The organism is Aeromonas sp. Y318-1 (assembly GCF_027706125.1).
In the GTDB taxonomy this organism is placed as follows: domain Bacteria; phylum Pseudomonadota; class Gammaproteobacteria; order Enterobacterales; family Aeromonadaceae; genus Aeromonas; species Aeromonas hydrophila.
Window position 1 is genome coordinate 101454 of record NZ_JAPDCM010000003.1, and the last position, 18735, is coordinate 120188.

Annotated in this window: 20 protein-coding genes; 4 read left to right on the plus strand and 16 right to left on the minus strand. The window is 62.3% G+C overall.

The annotated features are described in order from the left end of the window. Positions 1-10 precede the first annotated feature (10 nt). On the plus strand, positions 11-1204 hold the full coding sequence (hmpA, locus tag OKB87_RS05330) for an NO-inducible flavohemoprotein (protein ID WP_270826708.1): 1194 nt from the start codon (positions 11-13) through the stop codon (positions 1202-1204). A 102-nt stretch (positions 1205-1306) separates the two neighbouring features. Here the strand turns inward: hmpA and OKB87_RS05335 are convergent, their stop codons facing one another. The 6 genes from OKB87_RS05335 to OKB87_RS05360 all read right to left on the minus strand — a co-directional run bounded on the left by OKB87_RS05335 (position 1307) and on the right by OKB87_RS05360 (position 6322). Further along, a complete protein-coding gene (locus OKB87_RS05335; protein WP_016349413.1) occupies positions 1307-1906 on the minus strand; it encodes a tetratricopeptide repeat protein in 600 nt (199 codons plus the stop codon). A gap of 436 nt (positions 1907-2342) precedes the next feature. After that, positions 2343-3278 carry a malate dehydrogenase gene (gene mdh / locus OKB87_RS05340; RefSeq protein WP_043166264.1) on the minus strand — a complete coding sequence of 312 codons (936 nt, stop codon included), beginning with the start codon at positions 3276-3278 and terminating at the stop codon, positions 2343-2345. A gap of 221 nt (positions 3279-3499) precedes the next feature. Further along, positions 3500-4162 carry an arginine ABC transporter permease ArtM gene (artM, locus tag OKB87_RS05345; RefSeq protein ID WP_039214261.1) on the minus strand — a complete coding sequence of 221 codons (663 nt, stop codon included), beginning with the start codon at positions 4160-4162 and terminating at the stop codon, positions 3500-3502. Between the two features lie 2 nt (positions 4163-4164). After that, positions 4165-4815: an arginine ABC transporter permease ArtQ gene (gene artQ / locus OKB87_RS05350; RefSeq protein ID WP_270826709.1), complete on the minus strand. Its 651-nt coding sequence runs from the start codon at positions 4813-4815 to the stop codon at positions 4165-4167. Positions 4816-4818: 3 nt separating this feature from the next. Beyond that, positions 4819-5556: a transporter substrate-binding domain-containing protein gene (locus tag OKB87_RS05355; protein WP_011704620.1), complete on the minus strand. Its 738-nt coding sequence runs from the start codon at positions 5554-5556 to the stop codon at positions 4819-4821. 25 nt (positions 5557-5581) lie between these two features. Beyond that, entirely contained in the window at positions 5582-6322 is a 741-nt protein-coding gene (locus OKB87_RS05360) for an ATP-binding cassette domain-containing protein (RefSeq protein ID WP_077095888.1), read from the minus strand. A 201-nt stretch (positions 6323-6523) separates the two neighbouring features. Here OKB87_RS05360 and argR point away from each other — a divergent pair, with 201 nt between their 5' ends. Next, the gene (argR, locus tag OKB87_RS05365) at positions 6524-6994 is read left to right on the plus strand and encodes a transcriptional regulator ArgR (RefSeq protein ID WP_005308670.1); all 471 of its coding nucleotides are present in this window, start codon (positions 6524-6526) and stop codon (positions 6992-6994) included. A gap of 86 nt (positions 6995-7080) precedes the next feature. Here argR and OKB87_RS05370 read toward each other — a convergent pair whose 3' ends face one another. From OKB87_RS05370 to glnK, 5 genes are all read right to left on the minus strand, one after another. Continuing rightward, on the minus strand, positions 7081-7986 hold the full coding sequence (locus OKB87_RS05370) for a Dyp-type peroxidase (RefSeq protein ID WP_060390416.1): 906 nt from the start codon (positions 7984-7986) through the stop codon (positions 7081-7083). 103 nt (positions 7987-8089) lie between these two features. Next, positions 8090-9124, minus strand: a complete 1035-nt coding sequence (locus OKB87_RS05375; protein ID WP_270826713.1) for an ABC transporter ATP-binding protein — start codon at positions 9122-9124, stop codon at positions 8090-8092. Positions 9125-9203: 79 nt separating this feature from the next. Beyond that, positions 9204-10829, minus strand: a complete 1626-nt coding sequence (locus OKB87_RS05380) for an ABC transporter permease (RefSeq protein ID WP_270826715.1) — start codon at positions 10827-10829, stop codon at positions 9204-9206. Positions 10830-10869: 40 nt separating this feature from the next. Continuing rightward, complete coding sequence (locus tag OKB87_RS05385) at positions 10870-11877, minus strand: Fe(3+) ABC transporter substrate-binding protein (RefSeq protein ID WP_270826716.1); 1008 nt, start codon at positions 11875-11877, stop codon at positions 10870-10872. A gap of 207 nt (positions 11878-12084) precedes the next feature. Next, positions 12085-12423: a P-II family nitrogen regulator gene (gene glnK / locus OKB87_RS05390; RefSeq protein ID WP_011704615.1), complete on the minus strand. Its 339-nt coding sequence runs from the start codon at positions 12421-12423 to the stop codon at positions 12085-12087. A gap of 201 nt (positions 12424-12624) precedes the next feature. On the opposite strand from glnK, the gene arfB reads away from it, so the two are divergent. Together arfB and OKB87_RS05400 are read left to right on the plus strand one after the other, a co-directional pair. Further along, entirely contained in the window at positions 12625-13041 is a 417-nt protein-coding gene (arfB, locus tag OKB87_RS05395) for an alternative ribosome rescue aminoacyl-tRNA hydrolase ArfB (RefSeq protein ID WP_011704614.1), read from the plus strand. A gap of 33 nt (positions 13042-13074) precedes the next feature. Further along, positions 13075-13569 carry a methylated-DNA--[protein]-cysteine S-methyltransferase gene (locus OKB87_RS05400; RefSeq protein WP_270826717.1) on the plus strand — a complete coding sequence of 165 codons (495 nt, stop codon included), beginning with the start codon at positions 13075-13077 and terminating at the stop codon, positions 13567-13569. Positions 13570-13826: 257 nt separating this feature from the next. Here the strand turns inward: OKB87_RS05400 and OKB87_RS05405 are convergent, their stop codons facing one another. From OKB87_RS05405 to OKB87_RS05425, 5 genes are all read right to left on the minus strand, one after another. Further along, complete coding sequence (locus OKB87_RS05405) at positions 13827-15023, minus strand: NupC/NupG family nucleoside CNT transporter (RefSeq protein ID WP_011704612.1); 1197 nt, start codon at positions 15021-15023, stop codon at positions 13827-13829. 182 nt (positions 15024-15205) lie between these two features. After that, positions 15206-16141, minus strand: coding sequence for a LysR family transcriptional regulator (locus OKB87_RS05410; RefSeq protein WP_016349403.1), 936 nt, complete (start codon positions 16139-16141; stop codon positions 15206-15208). 82 nt (positions 16142-16223) lie between these two features. Then, the gene (locus OKB87_RS05415; protein ID WP_017409008.1) at positions 16224-16757 is read right to left on the minus strand and encodes a glutathione peroxidase; all 534 of its coding nucleotides are present in this window, start codon (positions 16755-16757) and stop codon (positions 16224-16226) included. A 62-nt stretch (positions 16758-16819) separates the two neighbouring features. Beyond that, positions 16820-17383, minus strand: coding sequence for an NnrU family protein (locus tag OKB87_RS05420; RefSeq protein WP_017409007.1), 564 nt, complete (start codon positions 17381-17383; stop codon positions 16820-16822). Between the two features lie 210 nt (positions 17384-17593). Further along, the gene (locus OKB87_RS05425; RefSeq protein ID WP_039214270.1) at positions 17594-18727 is read right to left on the minus strand and encodes a glycerate kinase; all 1134 of its coding nucleotides are present in this window, start codon (positions 18725-18727) and stop codon (positions 17594-17596) included. Between the last annotated feature and the right edge of the window lie 8 nt (positions 18728-18735).

Genomic DNA, 18735 nt, shown 5'->3' on the forward strand with positions numbered 1-18735 from the left:
AGGACCCCCTATGTTAGACCAAGCCACCATCGCCGTCATCAAAAGCACCATCCCTTTGCTCGAATCGGCGGGCCCCGCGCTCACCCAGCACTTCTACCAGCGCATGTTCAGCCATAACCCGGAACTGAAGGACATTTTCAACCTGGCGCACCAGCGCAGCGGCGGTCAGCCGCTGGCGTTGTTCAATGCGGTGGCGGCCTATGCCAAGAACATCGACAACCTGGGGGCACTGGCCGGGGCCGTGGAGCGTATCGCCCACAAGCACACGGGTTTCCTGATCCAGCCAGAACAATATCACATTGTAGGTAGTCATCTCTTGGCCACGCTCAAAGAATTGGGTGGAAGTGCGGTCACCGACGAGGTGCTGGATGCCTGGGGCAAGGCGTATGGCGTGCTCGCCAGCATCTTCATCGGCCGCGAGAGCGAGATTTATCAGGAGAAGGCGAGCCAGGCAGGTGGCTGGCAGGGTTCCCGCCCCTTCCTGATCAAGGAGAAGCGGGTCGAGAGCGAACTCATCACCTCCTTCCTGCTGGCGCCGGTGGATGGCAAGCCGGTACTGGACTTCAAGCCGGGCCAGTACCTCAGCATCAAGCTGATCCACCCCGAGCTGGAATATCAGGAGATCCGCCAGTACTCCCTCTCCGATGCGCCCAATGGCCAACACTACCGCATCAGCGTCAAGCGCGAGCCGCAGGGCCAGGTTTCCAACCTGCTGCACGATCATCTGCAAGCGGGTGACAAGATTGAGGTGATGCCCCCCACCGGCGATTTCTACCTGAAAGCCGATGGCCATACCCCGGTGGTGCTGCTCTCGGCCGGTGTGGGTATCACGCCGATGATGAGCATGCTCAACCAGCTGCTGGCGAACGGCCATCAGGCCGACATCACCTGGCTGCACGCCTGTGAACAGGGTGCCGTACATGCCTTCAGGGAGGATATTCAGCAAAAGTCCCGCCAAAACGCCAACCTGCTGAGCCGGGTCTGGTATCGGGAGCCGCAGGCCAGTGATGTGCAGGGCGAAGAGTACGACTTTGCCGGCACCATGGATCTGACTGCAGTGAAGGAGCGCATCACGCCGCAGGCCCACTACTACTTCTGTGGTCCCGTCGGCTTCATGCAGGCAGTCAAGCAGCAGCTGATCGCGGCGGGCATTCCGGCCGGCCAGCTCCATTACGAAGTTTTTGGTCCCCACCAAGATCTGTAAAGCGGGCTAATCACTATAACCAGCTGAGGGGCCAGCCTGTCACGGCACGGCGGCCGGCACCTCCCGGCCCACGGATGCAGATCCGTGGGTCATTTTTTTAGATCAGTGCATCGCCTTGGCACGGGCGATGGCGTTGGCCGGCATCCGGTTGCCCAGCCGGCTCAACAAGCTGGTCGCCTTCTGATGCAGCGCCTTGTCGCCGATCACCGTGCTGTGCAACCAGTGGTAGGCCTCTTCATAGTCGAGCGGGCTGCCCATTCCCTGCAGCAGCATCTCCACCCATTCGATCTGTGCCCGCTGGAAGCCCAGGCTGGCTGCCTCCCGCATCAGGGTCTCGGCCTTGAGCAGATCCTTTTGCACCAGCGTGCCTTTCCAGTAGTAACGGCCCAGTTGTTCCAGCGCCGGCGCCAACCCCTGATTGGCCGCCTCCCACATGAATTTGACCCCCAGCTCCGCGTTGGGCTTGATGCAGACCCCCCAGGCCAGCATGTCCCCCCACAAAAACTGATAGGCAGGCACCTTCATCACCTCGGCCCGCACCTCGATATCCTGGGTAAGCTGGCACCTGTCCTGCTTTACCTGCTGCAGGTGACGCCCCTGCTCAATCCAGTTGAGCAGCTCGTCCTGGCGATAGAGCGGCACCGCCTGCAGCGTGCCGCTGTCCACATTCAGCCCACTGCTGCTGCTCGGGGTACTGGTCATGGGGCGGCTATTGGGTGAGCGCCCGCTATCCGTGGCGACAGGAGCGGGAATGGGGGCCGCTGCCGGTGCATCAGCCGTCGCCGGGCTGGCCGATGGCGGAGCCGTGGTATCCGCAGCCGCCGGTACAGCGGTCGCAGCAGATGGGACCGCCGCCTCCGGCTGCGCCGGCGTACTGGCCGATGCGGAGGCGGCCACGGCCCCGCTCGTCGCGGCGGCGGCAGAGGCGGAAGGCTCGGCCCCCTGCGCTTGGCTCGTCAGCAATGGGGGCGTCAGCAAACAGAGAAGGCCGACAAGGGTAATGGGTTTCATCATAAGGATCTCCTGCAGCACCCTGTTATCGGCAGCCGGTGGCATCCCCTTAGGCCGGCGCCGCCTGCATCCGTCACCATAACGACAAAGGGGAGCCGAAGCTCCCCTTGCTGTCCATCCGGACGCCTTACTTGACGAACTCGACACCCAGCTGGATATCGGCTTTCAGAGTGGCCAGCATGCCATCCATCGCCTCTTGTTCGAAGGCGCTCAGCTTGCCGTAGTCCAGCACGGTTTCGACACCGTTCTTGCCAAGCAGGATGGGCTGCGCGAAGAAGGTGGCGTGTTTGCCGTCGCCTTCCACGTAGGCGCACTCGATGACGTTGGCTTCACCCTGCAGACCCTTGATGAGCGACAGACCGAAACGGCAGGCAGCCTGGCCCATGGAGAGGGTAGCGGAACCGCCACCGGCCTTGGCTTCCACCACTTCGGTACCGGCGTTCTGGATACGCTTGGTCATGGCGGCCACTTCGTCAGCGGTGAAGCTGGCACCTTCGATCTGGGAGAGCAGCGGCAGAATGGTCACGCCACTGTGGCCACCGATCACGTTGACGCGCACCTTGTCGACGTTCAAACCCTTGGCGTCGGCCACGAAGGTCTCGGCACGGATCACGTCCAGGGTGGTGACGCCGAACAGGCGACGCTTGTCATAGACACCGGCTTTCTTCAGCACTTCGGCGGCGATGGCGACCGTGGTGTTGACCGGGTTGGTGATGATGCCGATCAGCGCTTTCGGGCAGGAGGCGGCGCACTTTTCCACCAGATTCTTGACGATGCCGGCGTTGATGTTGAACAGGTCGGAACGATCCATGCCGGGCTTGCGAGCCACGCCGGCGGAGATCAGCACGACATCGGCGCCGACCAGAGCCGGGCTCGGATCTTCACCGCAGAAACCTTTTACTTTCACGTCAGTCGGGATATGGCTCAGATCGACCGCCACGCCCGGGGTCACCGGAGCGATGTCATACAGGCTCAATTCGGAACCCGCAGGCAGACGGTTTTTCAACAGCAGAGCGAGGGCTTGGCCGATGCCACCGGCGGCACCCAGAACGGCAACTTTCATGATCAACTCCATGTTTAAGCGTAGGTTTAAGGTTGTTTCTTGTTGTGCGCCCAACCTTAAAGGATCCCCCCCTAAAAAACAATCTGATAACAGTTGTAATCACAGGTTCTGTGAGCCAATAAACAGGCGGCGAATAAAAATGGGGGAAAATGCAAAAAATTGGAGGGGAAGCACAGATTTCCTGCACTTCCCCTCACCATTAATAGGTAGATCTACCGACTTCAGCCCTGAAAGGCCAACGCCCTGCGTTCACACCAACGAAAACCAATTGTTAACAATCCGTTCATGGTCAGGTAGAGGGCACCGGCCACGGTGAACACCGCCAGGGTGTCATAGGTCTGGGCATTGAGGCGCTGGGCCAGCCCCATCACATCCATGATGGTGATGGTACTGGCGAGCGAACTCCCCTTGAGCACCAGGATCACCTCGTTGGAGTAGGCGGGCACCAGCCGCCGGGCGGCGTGACGCACCTTCATCCACAAAGTCTGGCTGGCGGAGAAACCGAGCGCGCGGCAGGCCTCTACCTCACCGGCCGGGATGGCATCGAGCGCCCCCTTGAACAGCCGGGTGGAGTAGGCGGCGGTATTGAAGCCGAGCGCCAGCACGGCGCAGAACCAAGGCTGCTTGAGCAGCGGCCAGAGCGGCCCCTCTTTGAGCCAGGCAAACTGGCCCGGCCCGTAGTAGATGAGGAAGATCTGGATCAGCAGCGGCGTGCCGGTGAAGATCAGCACCCACAGCTGCACCAGCTGGGTCGCCACCGGAATGCGGCGCTCCAGCACCCAGGTCATGGCAGCCGCCATCAGTACGCCGAGCAGCAGGCTGAATGCCGTGAGTTGCAGGGTAATCGCCAGGCCACCCAGCAAGGTCATCAGGTAATCCTGCATGATCAGCCTCCGTAACGGCGGGTGTAACGGGACGCCTGCTTCAAGCCAAACTCACTCACCAGGCTGATGGCCAGGTAGATGAGGGCCGCCGCGGCATACCAGGTGAAGGGTTGATAGGTGCTGGCCGAGGCCATCTGAGCCTGGCGCATCATCTCGTTCACCCCGATGAGGGAGACCAGTGCGGTGTCCTTGAGCAGCACCAACCACTGATTGCCGAGCCCCGGCAGGGCGTGCCGCCACGCCTGGGGCAGCACGATGCGAAAGAAGATGTGACGCTTGTCAAGGCCGAGCGCCAGTGCCGCCAGCCGCTGCCCGGCGGGCACCGCATTGAGGGCGGCCCGCAGGGTCTGGGTGGCGTAGCTGGCGAACAGCAGGGAGAGCGCCAGCACACCGCAGGCGAACGGGCTGAACTCCACGTACTCGCCGGTGATGAGGAACAGCACCTGGGTCGAGCCGAAGTAGATGAACAGCACCACCAGCAGCTCGGGCAAGCCGCGGATCAGCGTGGTCAGGGTGGCCACCGGCCACACCAGAGCACGCTGCTTGCTCAGTTCGGCGGCGCTGAACGCCAGCGCCAGCACCATGCCCCCGACCAGGGATGCCAGGGCCAGCCCGAGGGTCATCCAGGCTGCATCCAACAACAGGCTCAACATGGCTTAGTGCGCGAAATATTTGTCGTAGATCTTCTGATAGGTGCCGTTGGCCTTGATGTCGGCCAGCCCCTTGTTCAGCTGAGTCAGCAGCTCCTGATTGCCCTTGGCCACCGCGATGCCAAAACCGGTACCGAAGTACTTGGCGTCAGTCACCGGCGTGCCGATCACGGCATACTCCTTGTGCTGCTTGAGCCAGTCGGCGGCGACCGCGGTATCGGCAAACACGCCGTCGGTGCGGCCGTTCATCATGTCGAGGAAGGCGCTCTGGTAGCTGGCGTAGGGCACGGTCAGCAGACCCTTGCTCACCCAGTTGTCCACCAGATAGGACTGATGGGAAGTGCCGTTCTGCACGCCGACGGTCTTGTCCACCAGCTCTTCCGGCCCCTTGAAGGCGCCCTTCTTGGTCACGAACACGGCGGAGTTCTGGTAATAGATGTCGGAGAAATCGACCTGGGCGGCCCGCTCCGGGGTCACGTCCATGGCGGCGATGGCGGCGTCATAGCGACGGAATTTCAGGCTGGGGATCAGGCTGTCGAAAGCCTGGTTGTGGAAGCTGCACTCCAGCTTGGCCTGTTCACAGATGGCGCGGGCCAGATCGATGTCAAAACCCTGGAACTCGTTCTTGTCGTCCAGGTATTCGAACGGCGCGTAGGTGGCCTCGGTGGCGAACTTGATCTCCTTGGCCAGCACCGAGGTGCTCAGCAGGCCCATGGCGGCGACCAGCAACAGACTCTTTTTCATGACAGCTTCCTTATCGATTTGAATATCAATGCATCAAGAATTCGGCAAACCGGCTGGTTTGCGGGGCTTGGAAAATGGCGGCGGAACCGGCTTCGATGATCCGCCCCTTCTCCAGATAGATCACCTGGCTGGCTACCTTGCGGGCAAACTCCACCTCGTGGGTCACCACCACCTGGGTGATGCCGGTCTGGCCCAGGTTGCGGATGATCTCCGCCACTTCCTTGGTGATCTCGGGGTCGAGAGCAGCGGTCGGCTCGTCAAACAGCAGCACCTGGGGGTCCATCATCAGGGTACGGGCGATGGCCACCCGCTGCTGCTGACCGCCGGACAGCCGCGCCGGCCAGGCGTCGCGCTTGTCCGCCAGTTGCAGCTGGGCCAGCAGATAGCCCCCCTTCTCCATGGCCGCCGCCTTGCTCATGCCGAGCAGCTTGACCGGCGCCTCGATGAGGTTCTCCATCACGGTGAGATGGGGCCACAGATTGTACTGCTGGAACACCATGCCCACCTTGCGCCGCAGCGCCTGGGTCTGGCGGTTGAACTCGGCGGTGGAGAGGCTGGACGGGAAAGAAAATTCACTTTCACCGATGCGCAGAATACCGGCATCCGGGGTGTCCAGCAGGTTCATCATGCGCAGCAGAGAACTCTTGCCGGCACCGCTCGGACCCAGCAGCACCAAGGTCTCACCGGGAGCGGTCCGAAAGCTGACCTGTTGCAGTACCGGCACCTTGTGCCAGGATTTTTCGATACCGATTAATTCAATACCCATACAGCCCAATTGAATAAGTTTTCAAAATTTCGTCCTGATTCTAACGCTGGCATGGGTGGATGCAAGCTATATTTGAATCAATATGCAGAACAAGCGCCGCTTCCTTGCAAAAATAGGCATATGAATGCAAAATGGGCACGCTGTTCATATCTGCCGCCTGAGCGTGACAGGCAGCCAAACCTCCTCATTCGTGAGTCCAAGATGAAGCATAACGACAAGCAAGAAAAACTGGCCAAGGCCTTTAAAGCCTTGCTGAAAGAAGAACGATTTGGCTCCCAGGCAGAGATAGTGACTGCCCTGCAAGAGATGGGCTTCGAAAACATCAACCAGTCCAAGGTATCGCGCATGCTGAGCCGCTTCGGCGCTGTTCGCACCCGCAATGCCAAGATGGAGATGGTCTACTGCCTGCCGGTGGAACTGGGCGTGCCCACCACCTCCAGCCCGCTCAAGAATCTGGTGCTGGATGTCGACCACAACGGTGCCCTGGTGGTGATCCACACCAGCCCGGGTGCGGCCCAGCTGATCGCCCGCCTGCTAGACTCCCTCGGCAAGGCCGAAGGGATCCTCGGCACCATCGCCGGTGACGACACCATCTTCATCACCCCGACCAGCGACACCGACATCGAAGAGCTCTACCTCTCCGCCCTCGAGCTGTTCGAACAGACGCCGTAATGGTTGCCGCCGCCTCATCGCGGTGCCGCCATAACGCAAAATCCCGGCCAAGGCCGGGATTTTTGTTATCTGCGGGTGGGAGAGCCTTATTTGCCCTGCGCCACCAGAAAATCTTCTGAAGGGGCGAAGAAGGCTGCGCCAGTCACCGCTTTGGTGAAGCGCAGCAGGTGATCGAAGTGACTGCCCTCCCCCTTGTACATGCTGGCCAGCATGGCGTTGAAATGCTGCGGGGTGCGGCAGCAGGAGATGAAGTAGAGCCCCTGCTCGGTCATGGTGCCCCAGGGCATGCTCTGGCGCAGGATCTCCATGGATTCCCCCTTCGGCGTCTTGAGGTTGACCCGCTTGATGTGGGCGGTCAGCGGCTTGTCGGCCGACTCGTACTCGATGTTGTCGACCTTGGTGCGACCGATAATGTCTTCCTGCTCCTTCAGTGCCAGCTTCTCCCAGTCGCTCATGGCGTGGACCCAGCGCTGCACGTGGATGTAGGAGCCACCGGCAAACTCGCCGCCGTCCAGCAGCGCCACTTCGGCGCGGTGCTCATCCTGCGGGTTCTCGGTGCCGTCGACGAAACCGGTCAGATCGCGGCAGTCGAGGTTGCGAAAACCGCGCACCTCTTCCGCCAGCTCCACCAGCCCGGCCAGCAGAGCCATCACGCGCTGACCGGCGTGATGCAGCACATCGACCCGATCGGCGCGCAGTTGCACGAACAGATCGAACGGAGTGTTGGGAGCCTCCTGGCCGTTGGCGGATTGCGCCATGAAGCCGCGGAACTGGGGCGGACGGGCAGCAGGATAGAGGCCATCCCAGGCATCGGCACCGACGGCGACCAGACCGCTGAAGCCGGCAGCGGGGAAATCGGCGGCCACCGCCTCCCACAGGGCCGGCAACCTGGCCAGACGGGCCACCAGCTCGGCGGCGTCACCGGTGCGGTTGAACATCAGATAGAGGGCGTGCAGATTGGGCTCGGCACAGATCCCGGCTTGGGCTTTCATATATCTCTCCCCTGAACAGACATTGGCGATATGGGCGGTTAGCGTTGCGCGATTATAAACCAGCGCGGTTCCAGTTCATTGATTTCACGACGATATCACGCGTTCAGGGTAAAGGGTCAAACAACACCAGCGCGTGAGACGTCACCCTGACCCGCGCCCGCGTGCCCTCCAGCGGCTCGCCGATGCTCGCCTCCAGCCGCAGCTCGCCGCTCTCGAACAGCACCCGGCAGTGGTGGCCGAGGAACTGCTGCTCCACCACCTTGAGCTCGCCATCTGCGGCACTCTCCAGCAGCAGTTGCTGGGGTCTGAGCATCAGCTGCAACTGCTCGCCCACCGCCCGGCCATGGGGCTCGCTGCCACAGATAACCCCGAGCGCCGTCTGCACGCAGTGGCAGTCCACCACCTCGGCGGCCAGATAGTTGACCCCGCCGAGAAACTCCGCCACGAAGCGGTTTTGCGGGCGGCGATAGAGCTGCTCCGGCTGGCCCACCTGCTCGATGTGACCGGCGCGAAACAGCGCCAGCCGGTCGGCGAAGGCGAACGCCTCCTCCTTGCTGTGGCTGACGAAGATGGCGCCGATCCCCTGCTGCTTGAGCAGGGCGCGGATCTCGAGGATCAGCTTCATCCGCACCTGGGTATCGATGTTGGAGAAGGGCTCATCCAGCAGCATCAGCCGCGGCTTGCACACCAGCGCCCGGGCGATGGCCACCCGCTGCTGCTGGCCACCGGAGAGCTGGTGCGGATAGCGATCCCCCAGCCCCTGCAGATTGACCAGCGCCAGCGCCTCGTCCACCTGCTGCTGGCGGGCACGACGCTCGAGTTTGGTCAGACCGAAGCCGACGTTGTCGGCCACCGTCAGGTGGGGAAAGAGGGCGTAATCCTGAAAGATCATCCCGATATTGCGCGCCTCGGGCGGCACGCTGGCACCCGGCCCGTCGAGCATGGTATCGCCGAGGCGGATCGTCCCCTCTGCCAGCGGCAGCAGGCCAGCGATGGCCTTGAGCAGCGTGGTTTTGCCGCAGCCACTCGCTCCCAGCAGGCAGACGATCTCGTTGTCTGCCACAGTCAGAGACAATTGTTCCAGCACATTGCGGCCGTTGTAACGGCAGCTGACATTTTCAACCTGCAAACAGGACAAGGCTGACTTCCTCTCGTTTCTGGCGGCGCACTGCCTTTTTCAGCACACCACATGCAATTTCATTGGTCGACGTGGCGACTCAGTGGCCCGGACTGTCCAGAGTGCGGTTGACCCAGATCAGCGGCAACAGCCCCACCAGCACGATGACGATGGCACCCAGCGCGCCGCGCTCCAGCATCTCGTCCGAGACGAACTGGTAGACGTGGGTCGCCAGGGTATCGAAGTTGAACGGCCGCAGCAGCAGAGCGGCGGGCAGCTCCTTCATGGATTCGATGAACACCAGCATGGCGCCGGCAAACAGACCGCGGCGCACCAGCGGCAGATGGACCCGCCGCAGCATGGCCCCATCTCCCTGCCCCAAAGAGCGGGCCGCCATATCGAGGCTAGGGGAGATCTTGCCCATGCTGCTCTCCACCGAGCCGATGGCGATGGCCACGAAGCGCACCAGATAGCCGAACACGATCGCAGTGATGGTGCCGGTCAGCAGTAGCCCCGGCCCCTGACGCCCCAACCACTCGGCGAGATCATTGATGGCAAAATCGAGGGCGGTGAGCGGCACCAGCACCCCGATGGCGAGCACGGTACCCGGCATGGCGTAGCCCATGGCGGCAATACGCAACGACAGCAGACTCTTGAAACCGCCATCAAGGCGGCGGCAGAAGCCGAGCAGCAGGGCAATCCCCATCGCCAGCAGGGCGGTCAGCGCCGAGATGAGCAAACTGTTACCGGCAAAGCGAACGAACTCCGGTGTCCACGACAACTCGAAGTAGCGCACCCCGTAATCGAGCAGGATGACGAACGGCAGGCCGAAACCGGCCAGCACCAGCCCCCAGCACCAGAGACCGGCCAGCCAACGACTCATCCCCTTGAGCGGATAGCGCAGCGGCTGCTCATGGCCCATCGACTTCTGGAACACCTGCTGCCGACTGCGCGAGCGGCGCTCCAGCGCGATCAGCAGTACCACAGCCAGCAGCATCAGGCAGGAGAGTTTGGCCGCAGTGGCCAGACTGCCGTAGCCGAGCCAGGTGTCGTAGACCGCCGTGGTCAGGGTGTTGATGGCAAAGAAGTGGACAGTGGCAAAATCGGCCAACGTCTCCATGGCCACCAGCGACACCGCCACCATGATGGCGGGGCGCGCCAGCGGCAGACTGAGGCGACGAAAGCTCTGCCACGGGGTACAGCCGAGCAGGCGGCTGGAGTGAATGAGGCTGACTGACTGCTCCAGAAAGGAGGCGCGGGTCAGCAGATAGACATAGGGGAACAGCACCAGTGCCAGCACCCAGGCAGCGCCGCCAAGGGAGCGAATGGCCGGAAACCAGTAATCGGCCGGACTGTTCCAGCCAAAGAGGGCGCGCAACCCGGCCTGTAGCGGGCCCGAGTAGTCGAGCAGGTCGGTATAGACGTAGGCGACGATATAGGAGGGCATCGCCATCGGCAGCATCAAGGCCCACTGCAGGGCACGCCGCCCCGGCACCTGACACATGGCTACCAGCCAGGCGGTTGGCACACCAAACAGCAGGCTGAGCAGCACCACGCCGACCACCAGCCCCAGGGTATTGGCCAGATAGTCGAGCAGCACGGTATCGGCGAGGTGGCGAAACAGCTCCCCCTCAGCCGAGAAGGCTGAGAAGACGAGGGCGAGCACCGGCAAAGCCAGCAGCAGGGCGGTAACCCAGCTGCCGGTAATCCATCCACAATTTTTCATGAGACCACAGAGGTTGATGGGGCCATTGGCCCCATCTGAATTACAAGTCGAACTTCACTTCATCCAGCAACTGCAAGGCGTCCTTGCGGTGCTTGGCGTAATCGCTGACCGGTAGCGCGTCAGACTTGAAACTGCCCCAGGACTTGACCATGGCGGAAGGCTCGACCCCGGCCTTGACCGGATATTCGGCGTTCACGTCCGCATACATGTGCTGGGCGGTGTCGCCAGCCAGAAACTCCATCAGCTTCTGGGCCTCTGCCTTGTTCTTGGCATACTTGGTCATGGCCACGCCGCTCACGTTGACGTGGGCACCGCGGTCAGCCTGGTTCGGGAAGTTGATGTAGACGGCATCAGCCCAGGATTTCTGCGCCGGATCTTTCAACATGGCGCCCAGATAGTAGCTGTTGCCGAGCGACAGGTCGCAGATGCCATCCTTGATCGCCTTGACCTGATCCCGGTCGTTACCCTGCGGTTTGCGCGCCAGGTTGGCCTTGACCCCTTCCAGCCAGGTTTTGGTCTCGGCCATGCCGTGATGGACGATCATGGAGGAGACCAGCGCCACATTGTACTCATGCTTGCCGCTGCGGGTGCAGATTTTTCCTTTGAATTCAGGCTTGGCCAGATCTTCGTAGCTGATGGTATCGAGCTTGCCGAGACGATCCTTGCTGGAATAGATGGCGCGCACCCGGGTGGTCAGCGCGAACCAGCGGTTGTCCGGATCACGATAGATGGCGGGGATGTTCTCCTGCAGGATCTTGCTGTCCACCGGCTGCACCAGCCCCTTGTCCACCAGATCGGTCAGCCGGCTGATGTCGACGGTCAGCATCAGATCGGCCGGGGAGAGCTTGCCTTCCCGCTCCAGACGCTCGTTCAGCCCCTCTTTGGCAAACACCACGTTGACCTTGATGCCCGATTCCTTCTCGAACTGCTGGATGATGGGCTTGATCAGCTCATCCTGCCGGTTGGAGTAGACATTCACCTCCCCTGCCGCCAATGCCGACTGAGCCGCCAACGCAGAGAAAGCCAGTGCCAACATCTTCATTTTCATCATCCATTCCTTGAGTTGCTATATCGAGTGAGAACCATTGCTGTTTGCATTTTGCATTGAGTTCGACAGCCGGATCAAGAAATCCTGATGTGGCGGGATCACATATTTAAACCCTGTTCAAACAAAGGGGCCGGATAGAATCCTATCCGGCCCCACCATGGAGTCAATCAGCGACAACGTACCGATCATTCGCCCCATCCAGCGCGATCAGAGCGCCTCGTCGTCGCTCTCACCGGTTCGAATGCGCACGGCCTGCAGCAGGTCATAGACGAAAATCTTGCCGTCACCGATCTTGCCGGTATAGGCGGCCTTGCAGATCGCCTCGATCACCCCTTCGACATTGTCGTCGGCCGTCGCTATCTCCAGCTTTACCTTGGGCAGGAAGTCGACCTGATACTCGGCTCCCCGGTATAATTCGGTGTGCCCCTTCTGGCGGCCAAACCCTTTGACCTCGGACACGGTCAGACCCTCGACCCCCAGGTTGGCGATGGCTTCGCGCACGTCGTCCAACTTGAAGGGTTTGATAATCGCAGTAATCAGCTTCATCTGGTTGCTCCCAATCCATGGTATGTCATGAATGGGGAATCAATTCTTGTGCCAAGTCTTTTTATTGTTTAATTTCAAAAAGATAGCATTTAGGCCTGGAGCAGGACTCTCCCGGCATCACCAAGGGAGCGCATCTCGCCCCATTATGAGGCACCAAGCTGAGCCAGCCACAGCCGATGCACCAAACAAGAGCACCGCAGTATGTTAGTCATCTCCAACAGCGTTACCCTGCCCTGGCATGAACTGCAATTCCAGACCATGCGAGCACAGGGCAACGGTGGCCAGCACGTCAACAAGACCGACTCCGCCGTCTGGTTGCGCTTCGATTACCGCAACTCCCCCAGCCTCACCCCGCTCTACAAGGAGGGGCTCGACAAGCTGAGCGACAGCCGGGTTCACGACGGTTTCATCATGATCCGGGTCGAGACCCACCGCAGCCAGGACATGAACCGCAAGGAGGCGATGAACCGTCTGGTGGAGCTGCTGAAGAAAGCGGCCTGGCGCCCCAAGGCCCGCCATGCCACCAAGCCGACCCGCAGCTCCCAGCGCAAGCGGGTCGATGCCAAGAAGCGCAAGGGGGAGATAAAATCGACCCGCGGCAAGCCGGTAGTGGACTAGCCGGGCCCTTGCCCAACGCCCGAGGATGACAGAATGAAATTCAGTTTTTGCGACAGCGCCCACGGCCCCCTGCTCATCGCCATCGACCGGGACGGGCTGCGCTATGTGGAGTTCGTGCTAGGCGAGCAGCCGGTGACCCCGACCGACGAGTGGCAGCGCGACGATCAGGCGCTGGCCCCCTTCATCGAACAGTTCGCGGCCTACTTCGCCGGTCGCCTGCACCGCTTCGATCTGCCGCTCGCCGCCCGGGGCACCCCTTTCCAGCAGTCGGTGTGGCGCGCCCTGGGCGACATTCCCTACGGCGAAACCGTCAGCTACCTCGAGATAGCCCAGGCCATCGGCAATCCCAAGGCGGTTCGCGCGGTGGGGGCCGCCAATGGCCGCAATCCGCTCAGCATCATAGTGCCCTGTCACCGGGTGATCGGCCGCAGCGGCGAGCTGACCGGTTATGCCGGCGGCATCCCCATCAAACGCTGGTTGCTGGCGCTGGAACAGCAGACTGCCGATCACTTTGTGCTGACTCCCTGACCAGCCAGCCCGTATTGCGTTTAGCAAAATGAACATAGTATGAAGAATCGCCTCAGAAGGGCTTCAGACAGCATCAGGCATCATGGCTTCACACTTGGATGGCATGGCTCATCCCTCATTCAAGTGGCACCCATGTGACGCTTCCAATCTGTCTTTTTCCCCGCGCCTCCCTGAGGCGCTTTTTTTTTGCCGGCAAACGGCCACAAAAAAGCCCGCCGAAGCGGGCTCTGACCGGAAGGTGCTAGCTTCAGGGTCAATCAGAGGGCGAGGAACAAGCCTGCCAGCGAGGCACTCATCAGGTTCGCCAGCACACCCGCCAGGATGGCGCGCATGCCGTAACGGGCGATGAAGGATTTGCGCTCCGGCACCATGGCACCCAGGCCACCGATCAGGATCGCCATGGAAGAGATGTTGGCGAAACCACACAGGGCGAAGGTGACGATGGCCTTGCTCGACTCGCTCAGGGTCTGGTCCTGTACCAGGGCGATGAAGGCGACGAACTCGTTAACCACTATCTTGGTCCCGATCAGGGCGCCGGCAGCCTGAGCCTGCTCCCAGGGGATACCGATCAGCCAGGAGACGGGCGCAAACAGCCAGCCCAGGATGATCTGGAAACTCAGCTCCAGCCCCACCAGGTCTCCGGCCCAGCCCAGCAGGCCGTTGAGCATGGCGATCACCCCGACGAACGCCAGCAGAGTGGCCCCCACGGCAACCGCGATGTTGAGACCGGACATGGCGCCATCGGCGGCGGCTTCAATCACGTTGGTGGCGCGCGGGATCACCACGTCCTGATGATGGTCCTGCTCTTCGGCGGCAGGCGGCACCAGGATCTTGGCCATGGCCAGACCGGCAGGCGCCGACATGAAGGCCGCCGCGATCAGGTATTTCAGCTCGACCCCGATGCTGGCATAACCCACCAGGGTACCGCCGGCCACGGAGGCGAGGCCGCAGCTCATCACCGCGAAGAACTGGGAGTCGGACATCTTGGAGAGATAGGGTTTGACCACCAGCGGCGCCTCCACCATGCCGACGAAGATGTTGGCGGTGGCGGAGAGGCTCTCGGCGCGGCCGGTGCCCAGCAGCTTCTGCAGGCCGCCGCCAAGCAGGGCGATCACTTTCGGCATCAGGCCGATGTGGTAGAGGATGGCGATCACCGCGGAGAAGAAGATGATGACCGGCAGCACGTTGAAGGCAAAGATGAAGCCCAGCTTGAACTTGGCCAGATCGCCGAACAGGAAGGCGATCCCCTCCTGACCGTAACCGATCACGCTGCTGACGCTTTCGCTCACCCCGTTCAGCACGTGCTGACCGGCGGGCAGCCAGAGCACCAGGCCGGCGAAGAGGATCTGCAGGCAGAGGGCCAGGCCCACTGTTCGCAACGGGATACGACGACGATTATCAGAGCAGAGCGTGGCCACGGCCAGAATGCTCAGGATGCCGAGCAGGGCAATCATAGGGACTCCATCAGGTGGGGCGAAAGATGGGCGCGGATTCTGCGCTCCCGGCCTCGCCACTGCAAGTCCACTTGGTTACAGCCCTGTTAGCAAAAACGTTTGCACGATACCGGTTGCGGCAACTGGCTGATTTGACTCGATTTTGGTTTCAAGCGAAAGCCAGTGTTCTTATATGGAAACGATTATTCCTCGGTGCCGGACAATTTACCACCAAGCCAGGGGGCCAGCCGCTGCTCCCAGTAGGGATTTGGACCGAAGCTCTCCTTGAGGAAGTCGATGAACAGCCGGATCTTGGGATCCAGGTGCTCACGTCTGGCATAGACGGCGTGCACCGCCATCTTCTGGTTAGGCCGCCACTGGGGCAGCAGCGGGATCAGCTGGCCGGACTGCAACTCCTTGTCCAGCAGGTAGTTGGCCACGTAGGCAATGCCGAGCCCGGCCAGGGCGGCGTCGCGCACCGCCTCCGCCAGATCCACCCGGTAGTTGCCGGCCACCTGCACCGTCTGGCGCTCCTTGCCCTGACGAAACGACCACTCGTGGTAGCGCCGCTCCCGGCTCTGATAGGTGATACAGTTGTGCTGAGCCAGGTCTCTGGGGTGCAGCGGGGTGCCGTGGCTCAGCAGATAGTCCGGCGAGGCCACCAGCACGAAGTGAATGTCCGCCAGCCGCTGCCCCACCAGGGCCTCGGGTTTGTCCTCATAAGTGGTGATCCAGAGATCCAGCCCCTCATCCACCAGGTTGGTGCGGTGATCAAACAGCGAGACCTCCAGCTCCAGCTCGGGGTAGCGATCCTGAAACGCCTTGAGGCGCGGGATCACGTGCAGCCGGCCGAAGGATTGGCCGACCCCCAGATGCAGGATGCCGCTCACCTTGCCGCGCCGCTCCGCCACCATGGAGTCCGCCTCCAGCGCCACCGCCACCAGGGCGCGGCAGTGGCGGGCATACTCCTGGCCGAGCTCGGTGAGAGAGAAGCGGCGGGTGGTGCGCTGCACCAGCTGGGCACCGAGTTCGGTCTCCAGCTGGGCCAGCTGTTTGCTGATGTGGGATTTGGAGACCCCGAGCCGCCGGGCGGCCGCCGAGATGCCCTGTTCACGGACCAGGGCATCGAAGATCACCATTTGGGGCAGACGTTGCAGCACGGGATTACCAGAGAGAAGAGCGGACCCCCATTATTCCAGAGCCGCCCGCCGCGGGGTAGCGCTAAAGGCCGAGCGCCCGTTTGACCTCTTTTTGCAGGGGATCGTCCGCCGGATTCTGGTTCGCCCCATAACTCGCGACCAGCTTGCCGTCACGGCCGACCAGGTATTTGTGGAAGTTCCAGCCCGGCGCTTCGCCTGCCGCCGTGGCCAACCCCCGGTAAAGCGGGCTGGCATCGGCCCCGCGTACGGCGATCCGGTTGAACATGGGGAAGGTCACCCCGTAATCGCGTCGGCAGACCGAGGCTGTCTTGCCCTCCTCCCCCGCCTCCTGCCAGAAGTCATTGGAGGGGAAGCCGAGCACCACCAATCCCTTCTCCTTGTAGGTCTGATAGAGCGTCTCCAGATCCCGGAACTGGCCGCGATAGCCGCAGTAGGAGGCGGTATTGACCACCAGTACCACCTTGCCCTCGGTCAGCTGGCAGAGGTTGTGGCGCTGGGTGCTGTTGAGCTCCCGCATCTCCACGTTGAAGTAGTCCGGGCAGGCGGCGACGGCCGCCCCGGCCCCGAGTGTCAGCAACAACATGATCCATTTCATCGAGCGACTCCTGTCAGACAGATGAGTGACATACGCGCGGGCACGCCGGCCGGTTCACCCGCTCAATAGAGGGGGATGCCGGTGAGCATGCCGTGCCCCCAGAAGATCAGCAGGGCGGTGAGCGCCAGCCCGGCCCCCACGCTGAGCCCGGTGCCATACCAGTTGGCCGCCGGACGGGGATGGCGCTGCCAGTCCCGCACCGAAATCCAGACGATGCTCACCAGCGCCCACAGGCCGATGCCGCCAAACAGCACCAGGGAGCGGGCCTCGCTGTTGACCGCCAGGTGGGCGCCGGCCCAGAGCAGGGTGCCGAGCAACTGGGGATGCACCAGCCAGCGCCGCAGGTGGTTGGGCCCCTGGCCGGAGCAGAACAGGATCAGGGCGATGGGCATGACCGCCATCATCAGGGTCGGTCCCCAGGCGGGCAGAAAATAGAGCGGCAGGGGGCTGGCGGTGCGCCAGCCGGCGATGATGCAGGCGATGGCGATGAACACCAGCAACGAGAAGAGTCCCTTGTAGCGATTCTCCCCCAGCCGCTCGCGCAAGCGGGCCCGATGGGCGCCTGCGAAGCAGGGATAGAGGTGGATCAGGGTAAACAGCAGTACCCCCAGGGTCAGCAAGATCATGGGTTGCTCCTTGTACTATGGGGGATCACTATGCCGCAAAGTCGGCGGCCAGAATACAGAAACCGCAGAAAAGCACAGGCTATACAGCAGGATAATGAAAAAAGCCGATCATCTGATCGGCAAGGTGTTTCGGGCAGACCTGCAGCGGGGCAGGTCGTCACCGCGACACGGGGCGGGGTTGGCCGGCGCCAGGCACCGGCCAGAAGAGAGTCAGGGTCGCAGCAGATAGAGCGCCGCCACGTTGCGGGCCGTGAGCTGCAGGTTGGTAGTGGCAGTGGCCAGCGCCTCCGGCAGCGACATGGCACGGTTGACCACGGCGAACACCGCATCCAGCCCGTGCTCATGCACCACGCCGTAATCGTCGGTCAGGCAGCCCGCAATGCCGATCACCGGCTTGCCGAACTGCTTGGCGCAGCGTGCGACACCGATTGGCGTCTTGCCGTGGATGGTCTGGCTGTCGATGCGTCCCTCGCCGGTGATGACCAGATCCGCATCGGCCACCGCCTCGGCCAGTTTCAGCGCCTCGATGACGATCTGGATGCCGGGTTTGAGCTCGGCGCCAAGCAGACCCACCAGGGCCGCCCCCATGCCACCGGCGGCACCCGCTCCCGCAATCTCCTTCACCTGCTTGCCAAGCGCCTGCTCGATGCAGTCGGCGTAGTGGGCCAGGTTGGCGTCCAGCTGCGCCACCATCGCGGGGGTCGCCCCCTTCTGCGGACCAAATACGGCGGAGGCCCCTTTCGGCCCGCACAGCGGGTTGTCCACGTCGCAGGCCACTTCGATGGTGATCTTGGCGAGGCGTGAATCGAGCCCGCTCAGATCGATGGTGGCCAGCTCGGCCAGACCAGCGCCGCCCGGTGCGATGGGAGTGCCGTCGCGCTTGAGCAGCTTGCCGCCGAGCGCCTGGATCATGCCGGCACCGCCGTCATTGGTGGCGCTGCCGCCGATGCCGAGGATCAGATGCTTCACCCCCATGTCGAGGGCCGCCAGGATCAGCTCGCCGGTACCGCTGCTGGAGGTGTGCAGCGGATTGCGCAACTCAGGCGCCACCAGATGCAGGCCGGAGGCCGCCGCCATCTCGATGACCGCGCGCTCGCCATCCCCCAGCAGACCGACGAAGCCCTGTACCTTGTTGCCAAGGGGAGCAGTCACGTAGAAGGGCAGAATGCGGCCACCGGTGGCGTCCACCAGGGACTGCACCGTCCCCTCGCCGCCATCGGCCATCGGCAATTTGACGTAGGTGGCATCCGGCAACACCTGCTTGAATCCGGCCTCGATGGCATCGGCCACCGCCATGGCGCTGAGGCTCTCCTTGAATGAATCGGGGGCGATAACAATTTTCATATCAATTC

Coding starts and splice junctions, on each gene's coding strand:
- OKB87_RS05420 (WP_017409007.1), bottom strand. CDS start 17,383: ATGATCTTGCTGACCCTGGGGGTACTGCTGTTTACCCTGATCCACCTC.
- OKB87_RS05355 (WP_011704620.1), bottom strand. CDS start 5,556: ATGAAAAAGAGTCTGTTGCTGGTCGCCGCCATGGGCCTGCTGAGCACC.
- arfB (WP_011704614.1), top strand. CDS start 12,625: ATGTTAGTCATCTCCAACAGCGTTACCCTGCCCTGGCATGAACTGCAA.
- mdh (WP_043166264.1), bottom strand. CDS start 3,278: ATGAAAGTTGCCGTTCTGGGTGCCGCCGGTGGCATCGGCCAAGCCCTC.
- OKB87_RS05400 (WP_270826717.1), top strand. CDS start 13,075: ATGAAATTCAGTTTTTGCGACAGCGCCCACGGCCCCCTGCTCATCGCC.
- OKB87_RS05415 (WP_017409008.1), bottom strand. CDS start 16,757: ATGAAATGGATCATGTTGTTGCTGACACTCGGGGCCGGGGCGGCCGTC.
- artQ (WP_270826709.1), bottom strand. CDS start 4,815: ATGTTGAGCCTGTTGTTGGATGCAGCCTGGATGACCCTCGGGCTGGCC.
- glnK (WP_011704615.1), bottom strand. CDS start 12,423: ATGAAGCTGATTACTGCGATTATCAAACCCTTCAAGTTGGACGACGTG.
- OKB87_RS05405 (WP_011704612.1), bottom strand. CDS start 15,023: ATGATTGCCCTGCTCGGCATCCTGAGCATTCTGGCCGTGGCCACGCTC.
- OKB87_RS05380 (WP_270826715.1), bottom strand. CDS start 10,829: ATGAAAAATTGTGGATGGATTACCGGCAGCTGGGTTACCGCCCTGCTG.
- artM (WP_039214261.1), bottom strand. CDS start 4,162: ATGCAGGATTACCTGATGACCTTGCTGGGTGGCCTGGCGATTACCCTG.
- hmpA (WP_270826708.1), top strand. CDS start 11: ATGTTAGACCAAGCCACCATCGCCGTCATCAAAAGCACCATCCCTTTG.
- OKB87_RS05370 (WP_060390416.1), bottom strand. CDS start 7,986: ATGAAAGCCCAAGCCGGGATCTGTGCCGAGCCCAATCTGCACGCCCTC.
- OKB87_RS05425 (WP_039214270.1), bottom strand. CDS start 18,727: ATGAAAATTGTTATCGCCCCCGATTCATTCAAGGAGAGCCTCAGCGCC.
- OKB87_RS05335 (WP_016349413.1), bottom strand. CDS start 1,906: ATGACCAGTACCCCGAGCAGCAGCAGTGGGCTGAATGTGGACAGCGGC.
- OKB87_RS05410 (WP_016349403.1), bottom strand. CDS start 16,141: ATGGTGATCTTCGATGCCCTGGTCCGTGAACAGGGCATCTCGGCGGCC.
- OKB87_RS05360 (WP_077095888.1), bottom strand. CDS start 6,322: ATGGGTATTGAATTAATCGGTATCGAAAAATCCTGGCACAAGGTGCCG.
- argR (WP_005308670.1), top strand. CDS start 6,524: ATGAAGCATAACGACAAGCAAGAAAAACTGGCCAAGGCCTTTAAAGCC.
- OKB87_RS05385 (WP_270826716.1), bottom strand. CDS start 11,877: ATGAAAATGAAGATGTTGGCACTGGCTTTCTCTGCGTTGGCGGCTCAG.